This window comes from Planctomonas psychrotolerans, from assembly GCF_008642235.1.
GTDB classification, from domain to species: domain Bacteria; phylum Actinomycetota; class Actinomycetes; order Actinomycetales; family Microbacteriaceae; genus Planctomonas; species Planctomonas psychrotolerans.
The window spans coordinates 397160-418031 of sequence record NZ_SJEV01000001.1; the positions used below are offsets into that span (position 1 = coordinate 397160).

Below are 20872 nucleotides of genomic sequence, written 5' to 3' on the forward strand. Positions count from 1 at the left end.
TCTCTCTCGGGAATCGGACTGAGGCGCGGGCCGGTCAGTCGTGCTCGGGAGCGTCCGGATGCGGCACGACCGCCACCGGGCACGGCATGTTGACGAGAACGTCGTGAGCGACCGACCCGAGCAGCAGACCGGGAACGGCACCGTGCCGGTGCGTGCCGACCACGACGAGATCGGCCTGCTCGGCGATGTCGACGAGACACTGGGCCGGCGGCCCCTCCTCGAGCACGGGACGGATGCGGAGGTCCGGATACTCGGTCTGGATCCTGGTGACACAGCGATCGAGGATGTCCTGGTGCGCCGTCTGCACGCGGACGTGCGGGTCGCGGCCGCCCAACCGGCCGAGCGCCAGTACCGCGGGCACTCGCCACGCGTGCATGACGACCAGCTCGCTTCCCCGGTGCATCGCCTCTCGAGCGGCAAAGTCCAGGGCGACCTGCGACGTCTCGTCGTCGTGAGCGCCGACGACGACGGGACCGTTCGGAGGCGTCCACTTCGCGGCGACGACCACGATCGTGCACCGGGCTGCGGAAGCCAGTTGGTGCGGGAGGAATCCGTGGAACACCCCCGTGGGTTCGTGCGTGCCGACGACGAGGAGATCCGCACGGGACGCGGCGTTGAGGAGCTCGAATCGCGGCACACCGCGGCGCACGAAACCGGTAGTCACCGCGGTCGGCGCCTCCTTCTGCACCCGTTTCACCGCCTTCGTCAGCACGCTCTCGTAGGCGGGCAGCATCTCCTGCACCGTCCCTGCCGCGGGCGACCAGCCCAGTTCCACGACGGTGGTCACGTCGACCTCGAGCGAGCGCGTGCGGGCCCGGTCGATCACCCACTCCAGCGCTGCGTCGCTCTCCGGTCCGCCATTGACGGCGACGACGACTCTCTCGGCACTGACGGCGTTGTCGGCCATGCGGCCTCCCCTCGGCTTGGCGGCGACCTCGGTCTCCCGGTCGACGGTCGATCCCGGTCGAAAATCCGAATCGGGCATCAGTCTCCCGGTCGCGAATCGGCGCGGGAAGGGCCGAAGGTCCCGGGCGGGCCAACACATGGGTCGGCACGCTGGCCAGCACGGGCGAGCGGACGGGCCGAAGCGGATGGGCGAGCGGACAAGCGAAGCGGATCGACGAGCGTACGGGCGAAGCGGACCGGCGAGTGGACGGGCGAAGCGTACGGGCGGAGCCGACCGGCGAGCGTATGGGCGGATCCGACCGGCGAGCACACGGGCGAAGCGGATCGGCGAGCAGACAAGCGAAGCGGACCGACGAGTGGACGGGCGAAGCGGACCAGCGAGTGGACGGGTGAACGGGACCGGCGAGCGTACGGGCGGAGCCGACCGGCGAGCGTACGGGCGGAGCCGACCGGCGAGCGCACGGACGAAGCGGATCGGCGAGCAGACCATACTGCACGCGGGGCGAAGAACCGGACCGGACGGTTACCGTCGCTCGGCGCGCACGCCCAGCTGGTACGCAGCCGCCTGCGTTCGCCGCTCGAGGCCGAGCTTCGCCAGGAGACCGGAGACGTAGTTCTTCACCGTCTTCTCGGCGAGCGCGAGCCGTTCGCCGATCTGCCGGTTGGTGAGCCCATCGGCGATGAGAGACAGGATCTGCCGCTCGCGCAGGGTGAGGGAGGCCAGTGCCGGGTCCTCCTGCGTGGTCTCCCGCATGCGCTCGGTGACCCGCCGGACGACATCGGGATGCAGGAGCGACCGGCCGGCCGCGACCGCGCGCACGGAATCGACCAGCGACGATCCCCGGATGTCCTTCAACACGTACCCGGCGGCGCCGGCGATCACCGACGACAGCACAGCCTGATCGTCGTCGTAGCCGGTCAGGATGAGGCACGCCACCGACGGCACGGCCGCGCGCAGGTGCCGGCACAGGTCGATGCCGCTCCCGTCGGGCAGGCGCACGTCGAGCAGCGCCACGTCGGGCAGGGTGGCGGGGATGCGGGCTCGCGCCTCCCCCACCGATCCGGCCTCGCCCACCACCCGCAGGTCGTGCTCGGCGTCGAGAAGATCGGCCACCCCCCTGCGCACGATCTCGTGGTCGTCGACCAGGAACACGGTGGTCATCCGGTCACCCCTGTCCTTTCCCGCTGGCGAAAGGCACCCGCCACTCGGCACGGGTGCGGCCGGGCGCCGAAGCGAAGTGGAAGGTGCCGCCGCGTCGGAGAGCGCGCCCCTCGAGGTTCCGAAGTCCGCTGCCCTCGTGCGACGCGCGCGACCCCGGCGAAGCGCTCGAGCCGTCGGACCCCGGCGACGCGTGCGCCCCCGGCGACGCGTGGGACCCTGGGGAGCCGATCGAGCCGATCGAGCCGATCGAGCCGATGGAGCCGATCGAGCCGTGCGATCCCGGCGACCCCGGCGACGGGGACGCCCCGACAGACCCGGCTGACCCCCGTTCCCTCCGCGACCCGTCTGCAGTGGACGCGACGACGGCACCGCATCCGTCATCGCACACCGTCACCGCGACCCCCGAGTCGTCCGCGGCGATGACCACCGACGTCGAACGCGCCATCGCGTGCTTCACCACATTGGTGAGCAGTTCGCGCACCACGGCCACGACGTCATCGGCGAGCGCACCGCCCACCCGGAGGTCCACCGCCCCGGAGAACGTGAGGGTGGGCGTGCGGGCGAAAGCTCCGGACAACTCGTTGACCACGTCGATGACGCGGTGACGCAGGGTCTGTGCGCCCTCCGCCGGCGACGACAGCGCGAAGATGGCAGTGCGGATCTGAGCGATCGCCGTGTCGAGGTCGGCGACACCGCGGGCGACCCGTTCGGCTGCCGGCCCGGCCGGAAGCGACCCAGCGACGCTCTGCAGCGACAGCCCGGTCGCGAACAGTTGCTGGATGACGTGATCGTGCAGGTCTCGAGCGATGCGGCCCCGCTCCTCGAGCAGCATCATCCGCTGCCGGTCCATGCGCCCCCGCGCGAGTTCGAGCACCACGCTGGCCTGACCGGCGAAGTCGGCCGCCATGTCGAGATCGGCCGCGGTGAACCGCGGGCGACCGAGCGAGCGAGCGACGACCAGCACCCCGTTCGACCGACTGCCCGACACCATCGGCACCGCCATGACGGCACCGATCCCCAGGGCGCGCTGCACCTCGCTCCCCTGCTCCGTCGGCCCCGTGAGGAGCGGCTGCCCGCTGCTGAGCACCCGCCCGGCAATCGAACTCTCGGCGGACAGCGTGCGCCCGAGCAGTTCCGTTTCCGACGCGCCGCGCGCAGCCTCGACCCGCAGGACGCCCGCGTCTTCGGTCTGCTGCACCAGGCACGCCGTGTCGGCGTCGGCCAACTGCAGCACCCGGTCGAGGAGTACCGGGATGGCATCGACCCCCTCGTCCCCCAGGAGCGTGGCCGTGATCTCGGCGGAGGCGTCCGACCACGCCTGTCGGCGCCGGGCATCCCGGAAGAGTCGTGCATTGTCGATCGCGAAACCTGCCGAGGCGGCGAGCGAGGTCACGAGCTGCTCGTCGTCGGCGCCGAATTCGCCGGAGCGGGCGTTCGCAAGATAGAGGTTGCCGAACACCTCGCTGCGCACCCGCACCGGAACGCCGAGGAAGCTGCGCATGGGCGGGTGACCGGGCGGTAGTCCGGTGGATCGCGGGTCGACGGCGATGGTCGGCAGGCGGATCGGCCTGGGGTCGTCTATGAGGGCACCGAGTAACCCGTGGCCCTCGGGGAGATGCCCGATCGCGGCCACCTGCTCCGGAGTCATGCCCACGTGCACGAATTCCTCGAGCCCGCCCGCCGGCGAGATCACGCCGAGTGCTCCGTACTCGGCACCGACGAGATCCACCGCGACCTCGACGATCCGGCGCAGCACGACGGGCAGTTCGAGGCGCTCGACGACGGCATGGTTCGCCCGGAGGAGAGCCCGCAGTCGGCCCTGAGTCGTCTGCACCTCTTCCGCCCGGTGCACCAGTTCGGTGAGCAGGCGATCGAGTTCCACCCTCGGCACGTCGGGGAAGGTGAGGTGGTCGTCGGGACTCATGCCCGCGCTCCCCCGCGGTCGGCGGGCGTGCGCAACGACCATGACTCCGCTTGGGCGTTCCGACGCATCATTGCCTCCGACGTGTCCGGACCCCGGCAGTGCTCCGGAGGCCGACCTGACTTCAGCCTAGCGAGGCGGATGCATCGCGATGGGACCAAAGCCCCTGCCGTCGCGCGGACGCCGGGACGAGCATCGGAGGCCAGGGCGGGCGTCGCCGAGTCGCATTGCCGCCGTTCGAGCACGGGAGTCGAGATGCCACTGCGGGCCTGCGTCCTTGCCGAGATTCGCCCGGCCGGACGGTCGGCGCCCGGAGCGCGCACTGTCGACCGAGCGGGATACGGGCGGCCCCGATGATCCTGGTCGGTGTGGACGGATCGGCGCCGGGGCGGGTGGCGTTGCGGTGGAGCGTGGACCGGGCAGCCCGGACGCGCGAGGAGCTCACCCTCGCCCACGTGCTCGATGATGAGTGGGGAATGGTGAGTGCGCGACTGCTGCAGGAGTTGCGCGCCGATGCTCAGGCACTGCTCGCCCGCGAACTCACCTACGTGCGCACGCTGAATCCCGTCGTGTCCGCGCACACGGTGCTGCTCGAGGGCAGCCCGATGTGGCGGCTGGTGGAGGAGTCCGCTGAGGCGTCCCTCGTCGCGGTCGGCACGCACAAGACCGGTTTCGTGCGCGGGCGGGTGATCGGCTCACGAAGCCTCGCCCTGGCCGGTGCCTCTCCGGTGCCCGTCGTCGTCGTGCCGGAGTCGTGGAACCGAGCACGCTCGGGCATCGTGGTGGGCGTTGACCGGTCGAGCGCCGGACGCGCCGCCCTCCGGTTCGCCGCCGACGAGGCGGCCCGCGCCGGGTCCGAGCTCACTCTCGTACGGGCGTGGTCGACCCGGTCGTTCCTCCGCACGGAGTACGACAGCGACGAACTCGAGAACGAACTCGTGCAACCGGAACTCGATGCCGTCTTCTCGGAGGCCGCGGCCATCGTGGAGCAGCACCGGGCGGGGACACCCGTGCGCACCCGTCGGGTGCGTCGGGACACCTCGGAGGTACTGATCGATGTGACCGCGACGGCGGAACTCCTCGTGCTCGGGAGTTCCCGGCGGGACGCCAGCCCCACGACCCTCGGCTCCGTCACGCACGATGTGCTGCTCAACCTCGCCGGACCGGTGGCTGTGGTGCACGCCGACCGACCGGCTCCCGAAGCCGCGCCCTGACGACCGTCGTCATCGCACCGCAGGACCATCGACCTTGACCACGACGCCGATCCGGCGTTCGGTGGGAACACGACACGAAGGAGGCACGCATGTGGCAGGACGAGGGGATCGTCGAACGTCTCGCCGAGGACGACTGCTGGCGGTTGCTCCGGGGCAAGAACCTCGGGCGGATCGCCCTCGCGGTGGGGAGCGAGATCGACATCTTCCCGGTCAACTACCACTGCGACGGAACGTCGGTGCTGTTCCGCACGGCACCCGGCACGAAGCTCCTCGAACTCACCGTCAACTCCCGGGTCGCCTTCGAGGCGGATGGATTCGATGACATGCACGCCTGGAGTGTCGTAGTGAAGGGCACGGCCGAGCACCTCGACTCCGCCGCGGACATCGACGAAGCGGAACGCCACCCGCTCACGCCCTGGATCCCGACGCTGAAGTACGAGTTCGTGCGGATCTCGCCCGCCTCCATCACCGGTCGGCGCTTCGAACGGCTCCCGGAGCCCGACCGCTACTGACCTCCCCCACGCGGCAGCCGAAGCCGGAGCGGATCAGGGCGCGACGCGTCCGTTGCCGTTGAAGGCGGCGTACGTGAGGGGCATGAGCTCCGCGAAGAACTCTTCCATCTTCTCGGCGCACATCTCTATCTCGCGCTGCGGGAACGACGGGAACTGGGTGCCCTCGCGCTTGGTGCGCAGGGAGAGGAAGTTCATCAGCGACCGGGCGTTGAGGGTGACGTACATCGACGAGTAGATGTTGAGCGGCAGGACGATGCGCGCCACCTCGCGCGCCACCCCGGCGTCGAGCATCGCCTGATAGGACTGGAACGCCTGCTCGGCGGATGCTCTCGTCAGCTCTCCGACGAGCGCCGTCTGCTCGTCGGTGCCGGGCAGGAACTCGTACGCCCCGGGCTTGCCCACCTGGATCAGGTTGCGATCGGGGCCGGGCACGTAGAAGACGGGGTTGAGCTCGCGGTACCGACCCGACTCCTCGTTGTAGGAGGCGATGCGGTGCCGCATGAACTCACGGAAGACGAAAATGGGCGCCTGCACGTAGAAGGTCATCGAGTTGTGCTCGAAGGGCGACCCGTGACGATCCCGCATCAGGTAGTTGATCAGCCCACGATCACGCTTCGTCTGCACGTCGACGTCCTCGTGCTGCGCGGCATCGAGGGTCTGCTCGCCCTGCGTGGACACGCGGGCGGCGAAGAGCACGTCGGAGTCATGGGCGCTCGACCGCACGAGTTCCACGGTCACATCGGAACGGAATTCAATTGTGTTCGGCACGCGTTCACGATACGCGAGGCCGCCACCGTCGGCGCACGCCGCCGCCATGCCGACCCACTCGGCTTCGCCCGGCGCAGAAGCATAGGCTGGCCCCGACGAAGGGGCGACCGATGACTGCACGGCGAAGCGCACGACCCGAGAACACCACGGACGGGACCGCCTGATGCGCGTGCTGATGGCCGGCGCATCCGGCATGATCGGCTCCGAGGTGATGCGGGCGCTCACGGATGGCGGGCACACGGTGCTGCAGCTCGTGCGCCATGTTCCCCGCGAGGAGAACCAGTTCGGGTGGACTCCCGAGGACGGTTTCGTGGACACCGGCCTCTTCGACCGCGTGGATGCGGTGATCAACCTGTCGGGCGCATCCATCAGCCGACTGCCGTGGACCCCGGCGTACAAGCGGGAACTCCTCGCGTCGCGGATCAGCGCGACCCGCACGCTGGTGGAGGGGATGCGTCGGGCGAAGACTCCGCCCGCCGTCTTCCTGAGCGGTTCGGCCGAGGGGTTCTACGGCGACCGACCCGACGAGCTCCTCACCGAGGAGTCCGCGGCGGGAACCGGGTTCCTGTCCGGTCTCGTGCAGCAGTGGGAATCCGAGGCGCTGCGGGCCCCGTCGGCCACCCGTGTGGTGCTGCTCCGCACGGGCATCGTGCTCGACGCGGGAGGCGCTCTGGGTCCCATCCGACTGCTCACCACGCTGGGCGTGTCCGGACCGCTCGGCGGCGGCACCCAGCACTGGCCCTGGATCAGCATGCGGGACGAGGTCGGGGCCATCGTCCACCTGCTCACCTCGTCAGTGAGCGGCCCCGTCAATCTGGTGGGACCCGAGCCCGCGACGGCCGATGACATCATGCGGCGCCTGGCGGCGGAGATGCACCGCCCCTACCTCGTTCCTGCTCCCGCCTTCGCGCTCCGCCTCGCCCTGGGCGACGCCGCGCAGGACCTGCTGCTGGCCGACCGGCGCATATCGCCGACGGTGCTGCTCGACGATGGTTTCTCGTTCGCCCACCCCGACATGACCGGGGCCGTGGACGAGGCACTTGCCCGCGCCAACGGAAGCTAGGACCGCGAGCCGCGCCAGAGGCTGATGGACCGGCGCAGCGTCGCCCGCGCGCGCCGGCGGTCGCCGCTGGCGTCGTACGCCAGACCGAGGCGGAACCAGGCCCGCCAGTCGTCGGGTGCGGCGTCGACCTCGGCCCGATAGCGCGGGAAGATCGCGTCGGCGGCCGCTCGGACGGGTCGGCCGCTCGCGAGCTTGGGCAGATCGTCGACCGGGAGCCCACCCTCCGCCGACAGGATCCCCGCCATGCGCTCGGTACGGATGCCGAACAGCAGCTCGCGCACCAGCGCCCACACCCCGATGAGCGGCAGGACGAGAAGCGCGACTCCCATCGAGACCCCCACGGGTTCGCCGGACAGGAGAAGGATCACCGCGCGCTGGCCGAGCAGCAGCAGGTAGAGCCCGAGGAGCATCGCCATGAAGGCGACTCCGAGGCGAGTGGTCACGACGCGGGCGCCGGGGGTGCCGACGACCCCGGGCGCACGGGGGGAACGGGCGACGCGTCGGGTGTGAGATCGATCAGCTTGTCGAGCCCGACCAGCACGCCCCGCGCCGTCCGCACCGCGCGAAGGGCGATCAGGATCCCGGCCTCGTACGCGCTCGGTGCGAGGGTCTCGTGGCTGACGGTGAGCACCTCGCCGTTGCCGCCGAAGACCACGTCCTGTTTCGCCACGACGCCCTGCATCCGGAGGCTGTGGATCGGCACGCTGGCAACCTGCTGCCCTCGCGCGCGCTGATCGACGTGCGGGGCCGTGACGGGTCCGAGGGAGGACCGCGCCGAGCCGATGAGCTCCGCGGTGCGCACCGCCGTGCCCGACGGGGAATCCACCTTCGAGGCGGAGTGCGCCTCGACGATCTCGATCGAGTCGAAGAAGCGCGCCGCCATGGTGGCGAAGGAGGTGGCGAGCACCGACCCCACGGAGAAATTGGGGACGATGATCACGCCCACGGCGAGGGTGCCGGTGATGCGGCGTTCCAGCTCCGTGATGCGCTCGCCCGACCATCCGCTCGTGCCGACGAGCACGTTGATGCCGTGCGCCACGGCGAACTCCACGACCCCCTGGCTCACTGCGGGGAGGGTGACGTCGACCGCGATGTCCGCGCCGAGCATCTCGCTCAGCTCGCCCTTGGAATCGACCTCGGCGACCAGCTCGAACTCATCGCTCGCCCGCACGATCTGGCTCACGAGCTGACCCATCTTGCCCGTCGCGCCGATCACGGCGACCTTAGTTGTCATCCGCCCATGCTAGCGAGGCGCCCCGGCAGGTTCCCCGAACACGATGGCGCCGACGGTCGGACGGCTCGTCCCCGACGCGCGCCTATGCTGGCCGGGTGCGATTCGTCCCCTCCCCTGTTGCTTCGGAGCCCGCCCGGACCCTGCTCACCGAGTACTTCGAGGGCAGGGAACGATCGTTCCCGTCGGCGCAGGGCACCTACCGCACCACGTTCCCCGACCCGGCGCAGTTCGTGCCACCCGCGGGTGTGTTCCTGGTGGTCGCGGATGATGGTGACGCGGGCGATGTGAACGCGCCCGATCCGTCGGTGGCGATCGGCTGCGGCGGCATCCGTCGCATCGCCGACGACGAGGACGGGAGCGTGCGGTTCGAGGTGAAGCACCTGTATCTCCGTCCCGCCGCCCGCGGGCGTGGCATCGGCCGGCTCCTCCTCGCCGAACTCGAACGCCGGGCCGCCGACTTCGGCGCATCCGTCGTCGTGCTCGACACCAACGCGAGCCTTGAGGCGGCGGGCGGGCTCTACCGGTCGAGCGGCTATGTCGACGTTCCGCCGTTCAACGACAACCCGAACGCGACGAACTGGTACGCCAAGCGGTTGGCGCCGTAGGCGCGCGGTCCCCGAGGTCATCCCATACGGTCCTCGAGCTCGTCGAAGGGACGGTGTGCGGAGGGTTGCGTCCCTTCGACAGGCTCAGGGACCGTGGACGTCGCCAGTGCGGTCCCCGAGCTCGTCCCATACGGTCCCTGAGCTCGTCGAAGGGACGGTTGCGCAGACGGTTGCGTCCCTTCGACAGGCTCAGGGACCGTGGGGTGCGGCTCAGGGACCGGGGGTCAGTCGAAGGGGTGAACCGCAAGCGGTCGCGTCCCTTCGGGACCGAAGGCACGGTCCCTGAGCTTGTCGAAGGGACGTTGCGCAGGCGCGTCGGGAAGGGGCTAGACGGTCTGGGGGTCGGGCAGGCCGGTGCGGAGCTCGACCGGGAGGTGACCGAGGTCGTTGTGCACCACCAGCACCGGCGGCTTGGCCGAGCGGACGCGGATGATCGTGAGACCGCAGTTCGCCTGGTTCAGCCCCATCCACCGCCAGTCCGGGGCGTTGAACACGTGCCGCACGAACCAGGCGATGACGAAGTTGTGGGTGATCAGCAGGTCGTGCCGATCCTCCCTGCTGGGCGACATGAACTCGCTCACGGCGTCGGCCATCTGCGCCGCACCCGCGTCGATCTCCTCGGGGCGGATGCCGCCGAAGAACGACTCGAACGCCGAGGGCATGTCCGGCGACGGCCCGGAGGGGATGCAGTCGATCAGCAGTGACGACGGCACCGATTGCAGCGACGGCATGCGCTCCGAGATGATGTCGGCCGTCTCGCTGGCCCGCTTGAGCGGCGAGTGCCAGGCGCCGGCGAATGGCACGCCACTCAGCCGGTCGGAGAGAAGCTTCGCCTGGCGCTTGCCACGAGCCGATAGCGGACCGTCGGGCAGGCCGTGCTCGGCGTCCTGCTGCTCGCCGTGCCGGACCATGTACAGGTAATGGGACAAGGATCGACCCTCCTAGACGATCGAAGCGAACGCCGACTCGTCCACGGTACCCACTGCGGCGATCGACAGCGGGCGCGCGACGAGGTCCGCGGCGAGGCTGCGAACGTGGTCGGGCGTCACCCGGGCGAGGCGACGGAGCGTCTCGTCGAGGTCGACGAACTCGCCCATGGTGATCTCGGACTTCCCGAGCCGGGACATGCGGGTGTCGGAGTCCTCGAGGGCGAGGGCGGACGCGCCCGACAGTTGGCCGACGGCACGTCGCACCTCGTCATCGCTGACGCCACCGTTCGCGAGCCGGTGGAACTCCGCATGCATCAGTTCGGCGACCTGAGCCGACTTGGCGGGCGAGCATCCGGCGTAGAGGCCGAAGAGCCCGGCGTCGGAGTAGGACGACCCGAAGGAGTAGACCGAGTAGGCGAGGCCGCGCCGCTCCCGCACCTCCTGGAAGAGCCGGGACGACATCCCGCCTCCGAGGATGGAGTTCAGCACGCTGAGGTGGGAGCGCCGGTCATCGGTGGCGACGATTCCGGGCACGCCCAGCATGATGTTGGCCTGCTCGATCGGGCGGGACACGGTGCGGAGCGCGCTTCCGCGCACGATCTCGGCGCCCGAACCGGACCGACGGTCCACCGGCGTTCCCGGGCGTTCGAGGTCCCACCCGGCGCCCTCGAGCGCGGCGGTGACCCGGCGAACGAGTGCGTCGTGGTCGATGGCGCCCGCCACGGTGATCACCAGGTCTTGCGGGCGGTAGTTGAGCCGGTAATGCGCGATCACGGCATCCCGCGTCGCGCTGAGAATGGTGTCCGGGCTACCGCCGATCGGTCGGCCGAGCGGATGGTCGCCCAGCACGGCCTCGAAGAACCGCTCCCCCGCCACGTCCGCGGGGTCGTCGTCGGCCATGGCGAGCTCTTCGAGGATGACGCCGCGCTCGGTCTCGAACTCGTCCGGGTCGAGCAGCGACGATGTCAGCATGTCGGTGAGCACGTCCACCGCCATGGGCACGTCGCGGTCCTGCACCTTGGCGTAGTAGCAGGTGTATTCCTTCGCGGTCATCGCGTTGTGCTCGCCGCCGACCGAGTCGAAGGACACCGCGATGTCGAGCGCCGTGCGTGTTGCCGTTCCCTTGAAGAGCAGGTGCTCGAGGAAGTGGGTGGAACCGTAGTTCGCCGGCAACTCGTCCCGCGACCCGACCGCCACCCAGTAGCCGACGGTCGCGCTGCGACTGCCCGGCACGCTTTCGGTGAGGATGCGCACGCCGCTCGGCAGGATGCTCCGGCGCACGAGCGAGTTCCCCGATGCGGTGAAACTGAGCTCGGACTCGTCCAGGGGAAGGTTCACTGCGCCGTTCATCCTCGTCAGACTACGGCACCGGACGTGGGAGGGTCGGCGTGGCACCCGCTCTGGGGGTGGGTGGCCTGCCCCGGAACCGACCAGTCTGTCTGTCCTCCTGCTACCGTTTTGCGGGTGGGGATGGAGGGCACACCCGGCCCGTCCTCCGCCTTCCGGTGCGTTCCTCCGGGGGCTCTCCACGGCGATCTCCCCCGGGAGATCCGTGCCCGCGCCCGCCCAGGTGCGGACAACCCGAAGGAGATCATCCCGTGCTTCCCGCAACCCCGACGACCGAACGGCCGGCGTCTCCGGCCAAGGCGCGACTCCTCGAGGTGGCCGACGACCTGTTCTACCGCGAGGGCATTCACACCGTGGGCATCGACCGGATCATCGCGGCGGCCGGCGTCACGAAGGCGACCTTCTACAAGCAGTTCGGTTCGAAGGACGGCCTGATCCTCGATTACATCGTGGCGCGCACGGTGGACATGCAGCAGCGGGTGACCGAGCTCGCGTCGGATGGTCGATCCGCGGACGACGTCCTCCGTACCATCGTGACGGGAATCGTCGACGAGACGAGCCGGACGGGATTCCGCGGCTCGGCATTCATCCACGCCGCCGCCGAGTTCCCCGACTCCGCGCACCCGGTGCGCGTGGTGATCTTCGAGCACCGCGAGTGGTTCCAGGAGTTCCTCACCGACCAGTTGAAGCGGTTGGGCCACCGCCGCGCCGGTGACGGCGCCGACGAGCTTCTCCTGTTGATGGACGGCGTGATGACCGGCGCGTATGCCGGTGATTCGATCGCCGCCTACACCGGGTTCCTCCGCGCCGTCGAGCGCGTGCTGGCCGAGGCCACGCCCCGCGCCTGAGTCCCGTCGCGCGCTCGCCGCGAGCCCTCGCGCTCCGCGGCTCAGCGGCTCAGCGGCTCAGCGGCTCAGCGGATCAGCGCCCGTGGCGCCGCGCACGTGGCGCCGCGCACGTGGCGCCGCGTGCCGCCCGCGCTTCGCTCCCGCGGCCACCGCGGCGGTCACTCCCCCGGTCAGCGCGTAGGCTGCGTACCCGAGGAGCGCCACGGCGACCGCGGGCACGATCCACGCACGGCTCTCCCCGGTGACGGCATTGCTGACGTACCCGAGGTAGGGCACCGAGTACCACACGCGTCCGCGCACCTGGTCCGCCACGACCGGATCGGGGTCGGGTGCCGGGTTGTTGTCCCCCTGCAGCGAGAACGCGCGCGTGCCGTCGGATGCCATGCTGACGGCGATGATGCGGTGCGTCACCACCTCGGGTTCGCCCGAGCGGAGCTGATAGGTGATCACGTCGCCGACGGCGAGCTCGTCGAGGGGCACGGGGCGCACGATGATCAAGCTCCCGATGGGGAGCGCCGGCGCCATCGATCCGCTCAGCACCGTGAGGGGTGTGGCGCCTGCCGCCTTGGGCAGCACGATGACGAACGCGGCCAGGGCGATCACGACGAGGAGTACCGCCCCGCTCAGCCCCAGCGCGATGGAGTGCCGGATGTCGCGCATCCTCGCACCGGTGCGGGGGAACGGTGCCGCATCCGCGGTCGCGTCCGTGTTCGGCGCGGAGTCGGCCCGGGGTGTCTCGACGAGACGGGTCATGGTGGTCCCTCCCTTTCAGAAGCTGTGCGGGGAAACGATGGCGTCGTCGGAGAACGACTGCCCGAAGTCCGCGGTTGAGGTGCTCGACCAGGAACCGATGCCCGAGGTCAGCGACGAGGTCACGACGACGGTGTCGCCCGGGGCGGCGCGTGCCGGATCGATGACCGCACGCACGCAGTGCACCGCCGAGCCGCCCGGTTCGAGCGTGCCGAGCAGCGGGGGGATCGCGTTCCAGCCGGTCGACGACGTGCTCCCGTCCGGGGCGTCTCCGGCGGGGACGGAAGCGCACGAAGCGGCGTCGGCCGCGGGCCAGACCGATACGAGCGTCGCCGCACCGAGGTCACCGGAGCTCTGACCGGTTCCCTCGGCCGCGGCAGGTGCCCCGGTGAAGGACAGAGCGAACGGCGCCGATACGGTGCCGTCGTTCGTGACGACGACCGGTGCCGTCACTTCGGTGACGTCGGTCGTGAACGCTGCGGCCAGCCCGTCGACCCCCGTCTGCGTCATCGAGAGGGTTCCCACGGCCACCCTGCCCGTGAGCTCGCCGTGCGCGCTCCAGTAGGCGTGGCCGATTCCCGCTCCGGAGAGCACCAGCACCAGCACGAGGGCCAGCGTTCCCGACATCCGTTTGATCATGGCACTCTCACCTGGTCACCCGTCACGATCATCGAGAACACGGCGGACGTGGCCTGCACGGATGCCGGAGCGTCCGCGGTCAGTCCGATGCGCAGACAGAGCTGCGCCTCTTCACCGGGAAGTATGGTCACCGGGGGCTGAGACGCGGACTCGCCGGTGAGGGCAGCGACCGCGAACGGGGCGAGGTCGCAGGTTTCCCCACCACCGGTGTCGACCGCCGTCTCGAAGCGGAGAAATTCCGCCAGCTGCGCGTTCCCGTCCGGGATCGCGATGGTCGACACGGTGACCGCGAGCGGCGTCGTGCCGGTGTTCGCCACGGCCACGGGCCGGGGCGTGGTCACCGACCGGCCGGGGGCGAGCAGCGTGAGGTCGAGCTCCTCGACGGCATGTTCCGCGACGCCCGCGACGGTGAGGGTGGAGGATCCTGCCGTGATCGTGGCAGGGGCGAGATCGGCGGTGTCGCTCCACAGGGCGTAGGTCCCGCCTGAAGCGAGGAGCGCCACCCCCGTTGCGACCACGCCGCCCGCCGCGAGCGCGAGGATGGTGCGGAGCGTCGATCGCGGCCGTCGATCGGCACGGTGCCGCGGACGCGGAGTCGCGGTGCCAGGGAGGGCGCGGGGTCGGCGGAGCGGCTTCATGACGGCGCCGCGCTCGTCACCCTGCATTGCTCCCCGCACCCCCGTGCCCCCGTTCTCTCGTCCGTGCCAGTGATGCCGTTAGCGCGGGTCCTGCGTCACAGTGATGGCGAGCTTCGACAGGTCGACCGTGCCGTTCGAGCCCTGGCTTCCCGAGACGGCGTTCGCGGGCAGGGCGACTGTCGCCTTGATCGTGAGGGTGGTCGCACCATCCGCCGTCGTCGAGGGCAGCACGGCGTACGAGAAGTCGGACAGCTTGGTCACCGTTCCGCCCACGACCGTGTCGACGCGGCTGGAGTAGACGAGGCGGGACATGAGATCCCAGTCCTCGGGGCTCTGTCCCGTCATCAGTTGCGCCGGATCCAGTTGCAGCGTCGCCCGGAGATTGTCACCCACCGCGGTGATGTGCACCACCTGGGTCAACTCCAACGTGTCGCCCGGCACCATGCGGAACGCGGTGATGTCGGCGATCGGTTCTCCGCCGGCGGCGGCATCGGAGGAGATGTCCTTCCAGGTGCCGGTGGGTACGGCGTCGAGGGAGAGCATGCCGGATTCGATGGTGCCGAGGTTCACGGATTGCTCGGCGTTCCACAGCGCGAAGGTGCCGCCTCCGCCGAGGAGGAGCACCACACCGGCGGTGCCGGCGATCGCGCCCTTGAGAAGCTTGTTCATGAGTCGTTCCTTTCGCATCCCGGTGGCGGGACGTCGGGTAATGCGCGTCGAAATGGGCGCGCCGAATGGATCGGACTGGCGAGTGGCGCGACGAAGCCGCGTCAGAGGAAGTCCCCCGTCCGGAAGAGCCGGACTGCGACGAGCGGGCGCCAGGCCCCCTGGCCTGTCGGGAGCGCCATGCTCGTAGGTCCACTCTAGGGGGGACAGACAGATCGGTGTGTCCCCCCGTCGCCCCCAGTGCGGGGTACAAAGAATGCGCCATCGATCGGCTCAAACACTCGTCACCCCGTCGACGGGCGCGCGTCGCGCCCTCGTTCGGGGGCATGAATCAGGAAGCGGCGATTCGGTGGCTCGGAGAGGAAGCGGAGCATGGTCTTCTCGGCGACCGGCCGGCGCGGAAGGCGGCTTAACCAGGAGCGCCGCGGGCCCCCCGGCCCGCGGCGTACTCCGTGATCGATTCCCCCCGAAATCGATCGTCCCTGGATGTGGTCACCCCCGTGACCACGTCCCAAAGACCACCCCCGTGGTCTTTCTCTCGAAGATCACCCCCGTGATCTCCTTCTGATAGAAACCTAACGAACGGACGAGATTCGCCATAGACCCCTCTTCGGGGGCAAGTCGCGTGCTCGTGCTAGGAAACTTTCGTGTCTTCACCGGAGGAGGCGAACACTCCACCGATGGCCTCCATGGCGATGACCGCATCCTCGATCGCTCCCCCCTCGTGGGCGTTGTACGGCCACACTGTGATCTGCTTCGGTCCGGCGTACTCCGAGAACGACGCGAACACGGTCGAGGGCGGGCACACGGGGTCCATGAGGGCGGCGGAGTACCAGACCGGCACGGTGGCACGGCGGGCGAAGTTGACGCCGTCGAAGTAGGCGAGGGTGGTGAATACCTGCTCCACCCGGTCGCGCTGCACGGCGAGGTAGGACGCGATCTCGCGGTACGGCATGTTGTCGGTGATCTCGGTCGCCCGTCGGATGTCGCTGAGGAACGGCACGTACGCGACGGCGGCCGAGAGATCGGAACGGAGACCGGCAACGGCGAGCACCATCGCTCCCCCCTGGCTTCCTCCCACGATGGCCACGCGCTCGGGATCGACCTGCGGCAGGGCCTTGGCGGCATCGACCGCGCGAACCGCGTCGGTGAACAGCCGGCGGTAGTAGTAGTCCTCGGGGCGCTCGATCCCGCGGGTCATCACGCCGGGAAAGGCGGGTCCCGTTGCACCGGTGTCCGGGGTGGAACCGCGGTGGTGCGCCGCTCCCTGCCCCCGGGAGTCCATCAAGAGGTGCGCGTATCCGGCGGACGACCAGAGCAGGCTCTCGAGCGGGTTGCCGCGGCCACCGCCGTAGCCCACGTATTCGACCACGACCGGCAACGGACCGCTGGCGGCGGCGGGCAGGAGCAGCCACGCCTTGATGCGGTCGCCACCGAAACCGGAGAAGGTCACGTCCCAGACGGTCACCGTCGCGAGACCCGACTCGTACGGCTCCACCTGCACGTCGAGGTCGTGCTCGGCGGCCTCGGCGAGGGTGGAATCCCAGAATGTGTCGAAGTCGTCGGGATTCGGCACCGAACTGCGGTAGTTCCAAAGGTCTGTTTCGGACATGTCAGTGAACATCTGTGCTCCTGGATGGTGGGAATGCCGCCGACCGGGCGGCCGCGTCAAGTCAAACAGTTTCCCCGGGTGCGTGAGAACGCGAGTCCATGAGACTGTAGAAGCCGGAGAGCATGAACGCACGGAAGCGTGAGACGGTGGCATCGTTCACCGACCCGCGACGACGACGACGACGACCGAGGGGGCCTGAATGACGGAGACGACGACGCCGCATGGACGACCGTGGCTCCTCGCCCTCGTGATCGCCGCCACGGCTGCGCTCGTGGTCGTGCTCGTTCTGGCGGCGGTGAACGCCGGCCGCGGAGGTGATGGCGCAGGCACCGAGACCGGGGCGCCCACTCCCCCGGCGAGCGCCCCGGCCGCATCGCCGACGCCGACGGGAACGCCGACGTCCGGGGCGCCGACACCGGAGCCGACGGCGCCGCAGGCACCCGGAACCGGGACGCCCGAACCCCCGGCCCCCACGCCGACCCCGCTGCCGACGGATCTCATTCCCGGCAACGACCGCGAACCCAGCATCGTTCCGCACCCGGCCCCTCCCCGGGACTGAGCGCCAGCCATCCGATTCGGCTCCGGCACCGAATCCGTTCCTGTACCCGCTGTGGACACGCCGACGAGCGCGGTGTGGACTGGCAGTCGGGCTTCCTGCGTGTCGTTTCCGACACCGGACGCCGCAACACGAGAAGGAGAACTCTGCGATGGCATTTCTTAACGTTGGCTCCGAGAACGGCTCGGACATCCACCTCTACTACGAGGATCAGGGATCGGGCAGCCCGGTGGTGCTCGTGCACGGCTGGCCGCTCAGCGGGCGCTCATGGGAGGGTCAGGTGTCGGCGTTCGTCGCGGCCGGGCACCGTGTGATCACCTACGACCGCCGCGGCTTCGGGAAGTCGAGCCAGCCGTGGGGCGGGTACGACTACGACACCTTCGCCGCCGACCTGCACACGCTGATCGAGACCCTCGATCTCGCCGACGTGACGCTGGTCGGGTTCTCGATGGGTGGCGGCGAGCTGGCCCGGTACGTCGGCACCTACGGCACGGCCCGCATCGCGAAGCTGGTGTTCGCGAGCGCGGTCACTCCGTACCTGTGGAAGTCCGAGAACAATCCGGACGGCGGGGTGGACGACGAGCTCGCGTCGTGGTTCGCGGAGGGCGTCACCGGGGACCGACCGGCGTTTCTGCGGGAGTTCCTGAAGGGGTTCTTCGGAGTCGGGCGGAAGACGAATCTCGTGAGCGACGCGCAGCTCGACTACAACTGGCTGCTCGCGGTCGGTGCGTCGCCGAAGGCGACCCTCGACTGCACGGTCGCGTTCGCGACGACCGACTTCCGGGCCGACCTGGCGAAGATCGATGTGCCGACCCTCGTCATCCATGGCGACTCCGACGGCATCGTGCCGTTCGAGGTGAGCGGCAAGCGCACGCACGAGGCCGTGCCGTCGAGCGAGCTCGTGCTGATCGAGAAGGCGCCGCACGGCCTCACGGTCACCCACCGCGACGAGTGGAACCGGCACGTGCTGGAGTTCCTGGCGCGCTGACGCATCAGGCCCGAACGACGGATGCCCGCCTCCACCGAAGTGGGGGCGGGCATCCGCTGTTCGAACAGGCTGGAGAGCCGAGGATCAGGCCTCGACGGGCTCCTCGACCGGGGTCGACTCGGCCGCGGCCTCGTCGATCACCGGGGCGAGCGACAGCTTTCCGCGGTCGTCGGTCTTGGTGATCTCGACCTGGATCTTCTGGCCCACCGCGAGCACGTCTTCGACGTTCTCGACGCGCTTGCCGCCGGCCAGCTTGCGGACCTCGCTGATGTGCAGCAGTCCGTCCTTGCCGGGGGTGAGCGAGATGAACGCACCGAACGACGCGAGCTTGACGACGGTTCCGAGGAACCGCTCACCGACCTCGGGATTCAGCGGGTTCGCGATCGCGTTGACCTGGGCGCGAGCCGCCTCGGCCGACGGCCCGTCGACGGCGCCGATGTACACGGTGCCGTCTTCCTCGATCGAGATGTCGGCGCCGGTCTCGTCCTGAATGGAGTTGATCGTCTTGCCCTTCGGGCCGATCAGCTCGCCGATCTTGTCGACGGGGATCTGCACCGAGATCACGCGGGGCGCGGTCGGGGCCATCTCGTCGGGCGCGTCGATCGCGGCGTTGATGACGTTGAGGATCGCGGTGCGAGCCTCCTTCGCCTGCTTGAGCGCGCCATCCAGCACCTGCGACGGCAGGCCGTCGAGCTTGGTGTCGAGCTGGATCGCGGTGATGAACTCGCTCGTGCCGGCGACCTTGAAGTCCATGTCGCCGAGCGCGTCTTCGGCACCGAGGATGTCGGTCAGCGCGGCGTAGCGCGTCTGGCCGTCGACGGTGTCGGAGACGAGGCCCATGGCGATGCCGGCGACCGGGGCGCGCAGCGGCACACCGGCGTTCAGCAGCGACAGGGTCGACGCGCACACGGAACCCATGGAGGTGGACCCGTTGGAGCCGAGGGCCTCGGACACCTGGCGGATCGCGTAGGGGAACTCCTCGCGCGACGGCAGCACCGGCACGAGGGCGCGCTCGGCGAGTGCGCCGTGCCCGATCTCGCGGCGCTTCGGCGTTCCGACCCGACCGGTCTCACCGGTGGAGTAGGGCGGGAAGTTGTAGTTGTGCATGTAGCGCTTCTTCGTCACCGGGCTCAGCGAGTCGATCGACTGCTCGAGCTTCAGCATGTTCAGCGTGGTGACGCCCAGGATCTGGGTCTCGCCGCGTTGGAAGATCGCCGAGCCGTGCACGCGGGGGATGACCGCGACCTCGGCGTCGAGCGGACGGATGTCGGCGAGGCCACGACCGTCGATGCGCACGCCCTCGGAGAGGATGCGTCCGCGGACGACGGTCTTCGTGACCGACTTGTACGCACCGGAGACCTGCGGCGGAACGGTGCCGTCGAGCTCGCCGTTGGTGACCTTCTCCTGGATCGCGGCCTTGACGCGCTCCTTGAGGGCGTCGTCGGCGTTCTGGCGCTCGAGCTTGTCGGCGATCTGGTAGATGTTCACCAGTTCGTCGTAGGCGAGCTCGGCGACGGCGTCGTAGGCGGCCTGACTGTAGGGCGGGAACACCGGGTAGTCGGCGGTGGGCTTCGCGGCCTGGCGGGCGAGGTCGCTCTGAGCCGCGACGAGCGCCTTGAGGAACGGCTTGGCCGCTTCGAGGCCCTGCGCGACGATAGCCTCGTTCGGCTTGGTCGCACCGCCCTGGATGAGCGCCCAGGCGCCGTCGGTGGCCTCGGCCTCGACCATCATGATCGCGACGTCCTCGTTGCCCTCGGCGTCGGTGACGACTCGACCGGCGACGACCATGTTGAAGACGGCGTCCTCGAGCTGGCTGTGCTTGGGGAACGCGACCCACTGGTCACCGATGAGCGCGACGCGCACGCCGGCCACGGGACCCGAGAACGGCAGACCCGAGATCTGGGTGGATGCCGACGCCGCGTTGATCGCGAGCACGTCGTACAGCTCATCCGGCTCGATCGAGAGCACGGTGATGACGACCTGCACCTCGTTGCGGAGTCCCTCGACGAACGACGGGCGCAGCGGCCGGTCGATCAGGCGGCAGGTGAGGATCGCGTCGGTGGACGGTCGACCCTCGCGACGGAAGAAGCTGCCGGGGATGCGACCCGCGGCGTACATGCGCTCTTCCACGTCGATCGTGAGCGGGAAGAAGTCGAAGTTGTCCTTCGGGTGCTTGCTGGCGCTGGTGGCGCTGAGCAGCATGGTCTCTTCGTCGAGGTAGGCGGCAACGGCACCCTGTGCCTGCTGCGCGAGGCGACCCGCTTCGAATCGAACGGTGCGCGTGCCGAACTTGCCGTTGTCGATGACGGCTTCGGCGAACTTGATTTCTGGACCCTCCATATGGGGGCATTCTCCTTTGTTTAGTGTCGCAGCCCCGTGTGGGCGACGACCTTCCTCAAGGAGCAGGAGCGGACAAGGCGACACGAGAATTGCTCGCAGGTGCGAGGTGGTCGCGTACGTGCGGCTGTGCGTGCGGGGGTCCCGCACGGTGGCGCATGTCTGGCCATCAGTAGA

Annotated in this window: 21 protein-coding genes; 7 read left to right on the forward strand and 14 right to left on the reverse strand. The window is 69.7% G+C overall.

The genetic code is table 11. The features are described from left to right. Nucleotides 1-34 precede the first annotated feature (34 nt). From EY822_RS15240 to EY822_RS01720, 3 genes are all read right to left on the reverse strand, one after another. Nucleotides 35-907: a universal stress protein gene (locus EY822_RS15240; protein ID WP_227496939.1), complete on the reverse strand. Its 873-nt coding sequence runs from the start codon at nucleotides 905-907 to the stop codon at nucleotides 35-37. Between the two features lie 522 nt (nucleotides 908-1429). Then, entirely contained in the window at nucleotides 1430-2068 is a 639-nt protein-coding gene (locus EY822_RS01715; RefSeq protein WP_150306688.1) for a response regulator, read from the reverse strand. A 4-nt stretch (nucleotides 2069-2072) separates the two neighbouring features. Beyond that, the gene (locus EY822_RS01720; protein ID WP_227496940.1) at nucleotides 2073-3992 is read right to left on the reverse strand and encodes a sensor histidine kinase; all 1920 of its coding nucleotides are present in this window, start codon (nucleotides 3990-3992) and stop codon (nucleotides 2073-2075) included. A 350-nt stretch (nucleotides 3993-4342) separates the two neighbouring features. Between EY822_RS01720 and EY822_RS01725 the strand changes: the two genes are divergently transcribed. Both EY822_RS01725 and EY822_RS01730 read left to right on the forward strand, forming a co-directional pair. After that, nucleotides 4343-5203: a universal stress protein gene (locus EY822_RS01725; RefSeq protein WP_150306690.1), complete on the forward strand. Its 861-nt coding sequence runs from the start codon at nucleotides 4343-4345 to the stop codon at nucleotides 5201-5203. An 89-nt stretch (nucleotides 5204-5292) separates the two neighbouring features. Further along, nucleotides 5293-5715, forward strand: a complete 423-nt coding sequence (locus EY822_RS01730) for a pyridoxamine 5'-phosphate oxidase family protein (RefSeq protein WP_150306691.1) — start codon at nucleotides 5293-5295, stop codon at nucleotides 5713-5715. 33 nt (nucleotides 5716-5748) lie between these two features. On the opposite strand, the gene thyX is transcribed toward EY822_RS01730, so the two are convergent. Next, the gene (gene thyX, locus EY822_RS01735; RefSeq protein ID WP_227496941.1) at nucleotides 5749-6483 is read right to left on the reverse strand and encodes an FAD-dependent thymidylate synthase; all 735 of its coding nucleotides are present in this window, start codon (nucleotides 6481-6483) and stop codon (nucleotides 5749-5751) included. Between the two features lie 163 nt (nucleotides 6484-6646). Here thyX and EY822_RS01740 point away from each other — a divergent pair, with 163 nt between their 5' ends. Continuing rightward, complete coding sequence (locus tag EY822_RS01740; protein WP_150306693.1) at nucleotides 6647-7546, forward strand: TIGR01777 family oxidoreductase; 900 nt, start codon at nucleotides 6647-6649, stop codon at nucleotides 7544-7546. Here EY822_RS01740 and EY822_RS01745 read toward each other — a convergent pair. Further along, the gene (locus EY822_RS01745) at nucleotides 7543-7989 is read right to left on the reverse strand and encodes a hypothetical protein (protein ID WP_150306694.1); all 447 of its coding nucleotides are present in this window, start codon (nucleotides 7987-7989) and stop codon (nucleotides 7543-7545) included. The two genes, EY822_RS01740 and EY822_RS01745, sit on opposite strands and share 4 nt — an antisense overlap. Further along, nucleotides 7986-8780, reverse strand: a complete 795-nt coding sequence (gene dapB, locus EY822_RS01750) for a 4-hydroxy-tetrahydrodipicolinate reductase (protein WP_150306695.1) — start codon at nucleotides 8778-8780, stop codon at nucleotides 7986-7988. Before dapB ends, EY822_RS01745 begins: the two co-directional genes overlap by 4 nt. Before the next feature lie 95 nt (nucleotides 8781-8875). Between dapB and EY822_RS01755 the strand changes: the two genes are divergently transcribed. Then, nucleotides 8876-9385 (forward strand): GNAT family N-acetyltransferase, encoded by a 510-nt coding sequence (locus EY822_RS01755; RefSeq protein WP_150306696.1) that lies wholly within the window; start codon nucleotides 8876-8878, stop codon nucleotides 9383-9385. A gap of 326 nt (nucleotides 9386-9711) precedes the next feature. Here the strand turns inward: EY822_RS01755 and EY822_RS01760 are convergent, their stop codons facing one another. Then, a complete protein-coding gene (locus EY822_RS01760; RefSeq protein WP_150306697.1) occupies nucleotides 9712-10314 on the reverse strand; it encodes a histidine phosphatase family protein in 603 nt (200 codons plus the stop codon). A 12-nt stretch (nucleotides 10315-10326) separates the two neighbouring features. Further along, nucleotides 10327-11664, reverse strand: a complete 1338-nt coding sequence (locus tag EY822_RS01765) for a M16 family metallopeptidase (protein ID WP_150306698.1) — start codon at nucleotides 11662-11664, stop codon at nucleotides 10327-10329. A 248-nt stretch (nucleotides 11665-11912) separates the two neighbouring features. Here EY822_RS01765 and EY822_RS01770 point away from each other — a divergent pair, with 248 nt between their 5' ends. Next, on the forward strand, nucleotides 11913-12509 hold the full coding sequence (locus EY822_RS01770; protein WP_227496942.1) for a TetR/AcrR family transcriptional regulator: 597 nt from the start codon (nucleotides 11913-11915) through the stop codon (nucleotides 12507-12509). Between the two features lie 57 nt (nucleotides 12510-12566). On the opposite strand, the gene EY822_RS01775 is transcribed toward EY822_RS01770, so the two are convergent. The 5 genes from EY822_RS01775 to EY822_RS01795 form a co-directional block, all read right to left on the reverse strand. Next, nucleotides 12567-13262 (reverse strand): signal peptidase I, encoded by a 696-nt coding sequence (locus EY822_RS01775; protein ID WP_150306700.1) that lies wholly within the window; start codon nucleotides 13260-13262, stop codon nucleotides 12567-12569. A gap of 15 nt (nucleotides 13263-13277) precedes the next feature. Further along, nucleotides 13278-13898 (reverse strand): hypothetical protein, encoded by a 621-nt coding sequence (locus EY822_RS01780; protein WP_150306701.1) that lies wholly within the window; start codon nucleotides 13896-13898, stop codon nucleotides 13278-13280. Further along, nucleotides 13895-14563 (reverse strand): SipW-dependent-type signal peptide-containing protein, encoded by a 669-nt coding sequence (locus tag EY822_RS01785; protein WP_150306702.1) that lies wholly within the window; start codon nucleotides 14561-14563, stop codon nucleotides 13895-13897. The genes EY822_RS01780 and EY822_RS01785 overlap by 4 nt, the downstream gene beginning before the upstream one ends. 51 nt (nucleotides 14564-14614) lie before the next feature. Then, on the reverse strand, nucleotides 14615-15205 hold the full coding sequence (locus tag EY822_RS01790; RefSeq protein WP_227496943.1) for an alternate-type signal peptide domain-containing protein: 591 nt from the start codon (nucleotides 15203-15205) through the stop codon (nucleotides 14615-14617). A 631-nt stretch (nucleotides 15206-15836) separates the two neighbouring features. After that, nucleotides 15837-16826, reverse strand: a complete 990-nt coding sequence (locus EY822_RS01795; RefSeq protein ID WP_150306704.1) for an acetylxylan esterase — start codon at nucleotides 16824-16826, stop codon at nucleotides 15837-15839. A 187-nt stretch (nucleotides 16827-17013) separates the two neighbouring features. Here EY822_RS01795 and EY822_RS01800 point away from each other — a divergent pair, with 187 nt between their 5' ends. After that, nucleotides 17014-17373 carry a hypothetical protein gene (locus EY822_RS01800; protein ID WP_150306705.1) on the forward strand — a complete coding sequence of 120 codons (360 nt, stop codon included), beginning with the start codon at nucleotides 17014-17016 and terminating at the stop codon, nucleotides 17371-17373. 148 nt (nucleotides 17374-17521) lie between these two features. Beyond that, nucleotides 17522-18358 carry an alpha/beta fold hydrolase gene (locus EY822_RS01805; protein ID WP_150306706.1) on the forward strand — a complete coding sequence of 279 codons (837 nt, stop codon included), beginning with the start codon at nucleotides 17522-17524 and terminating at the stop codon, nucleotides 18356-18358. Nucleotides 18359-18442: 84 nt separating this feature from the next. Here the strand turns inward: EY822_RS01805 and EY822_RS01810 are convergent, their stop codons facing one another. Further along, complete coding sequence (locus EY822_RS01810; protein WP_150306707.1) at nucleotides 18443-20698, reverse strand: polyribonucleotide nucleotidyltransferase; 2256 nt, start codon at nucleotides 20696-20698, stop codon at nucleotides 18443-18445. Nucleotides 20699-20872: the final 174 nt, after the last annotated feature.

Bases quoted from the DNA above. Each gene is read 5' to 3' on its own strand.
- EY822_RS01720 (WP_227496940.1), bottom strand. From the start codon at position 3,992: ATGAGTCCCGACGACCACCTCACCTTCCCCGACGTGCCGAGGGTGGAA.
- EY822_RS01725 (WP_150306690.1), top strand. From the start codon at position 4,343: ATGATCCTGGTCGGTGTGGACGGATCGGCGCCGGGGCGGGTGGCGTTG.
- EY822_RS01715 (WP_150306688.1), bottom strand. From the start codon at position 2,068: ATGACCACCGTGTTCCTGGTCGACGACCACGAGATCGTGCGCAGGGGG.
- EY822_RS01780 (WP_150306701.1), bottom strand. From the start codon at position 13,898: ATGATCAAACGGATGTCGGGAACGCTGGCCCTCGTGCTGGTGCTGGTG.
- dapB (WP_150306695.1), bottom strand. From the start codon at position 8,780: ATGACAACTAAGGTCGCCGTGATCGGCGCGACGGGCAAGATGGGTCAG.
- EY822_RS01785 (WP_150306702.1), bottom strand. From the start codon at position 14,563: ATGCAGGGTGACGAGCGCGGCGCCGTCATGAAGCCGCTCCGCCGACCC.
- EY822_RS15240 (WP_227496939.1), bottom strand. From the start codon at position 907: ATGGCCGACAACGCCGTCAGTGCCGAGAGAGTCGTCGTCGCCGTCAAT.
- EY822_RS01800 (WP_150306705.1), top strand. From the start codon at position 17,014: ATGACGGAGACGACGACGCCGCATGGACGACCGTGGCTCCTCGCCCTC.
- EY822_RS01795 (WP_150306704.1), bottom strand. From the start codon at position 16,826: ATGTTCACTGACATGTCCGAAACAGACCTTTGGAACTACCGCAGTTCG.
- EY822_RS01765 (WP_150306698.1), bottom strand. From the start codon at position 11,664: ATGAACGGCGCAGTGAACCTTCCCCTGGACGAGTCCGAGCTCAGTTTC.
- EY822_RS01730 (WP_150306691.1), top strand. From the start codon at position 5,293: ATGTGGCAGGACGAGGGGATCGTCGAACGTCTCGCCGAGGACGACTGC.
- EY822_RS01790 (WP_227496943.1), bottom strand. From the start codon at position 15,205: ATGAACAAGCTTCTCAAGGGCGCGATCGCCGGCACCGCCGGTGTGGTG.
- EY822_RS01740 (WP_150306693.1), top strand. From the start codon at position 6,647: ATGCGCGTGCTGATGGCCGGCGCATCCGGCATGATCGGCTCCGAGGTG.
- EY822_RS01810 (WP_150306707.1), bottom strand. From the start codon at position 20,698: ATGGAGGGTCCAGAAATCAAGTTCGCCGAAGCCGTCATCGACAACGGC.
- EY822_RS01775 (WP_150306700.1), bottom strand. From the start codon at position 13,262: ATGACCCGTCTCGTCGAGACACCCCGGGCCGACTCCGCGCCGAACACG.
- EY822_RS01805 (WP_150306706.1), top strand. From the start codon at position 17,522: ATGGCATTTCTTAACGTTGGCTCCGAGAACGGCTCGGACATCCACCTC.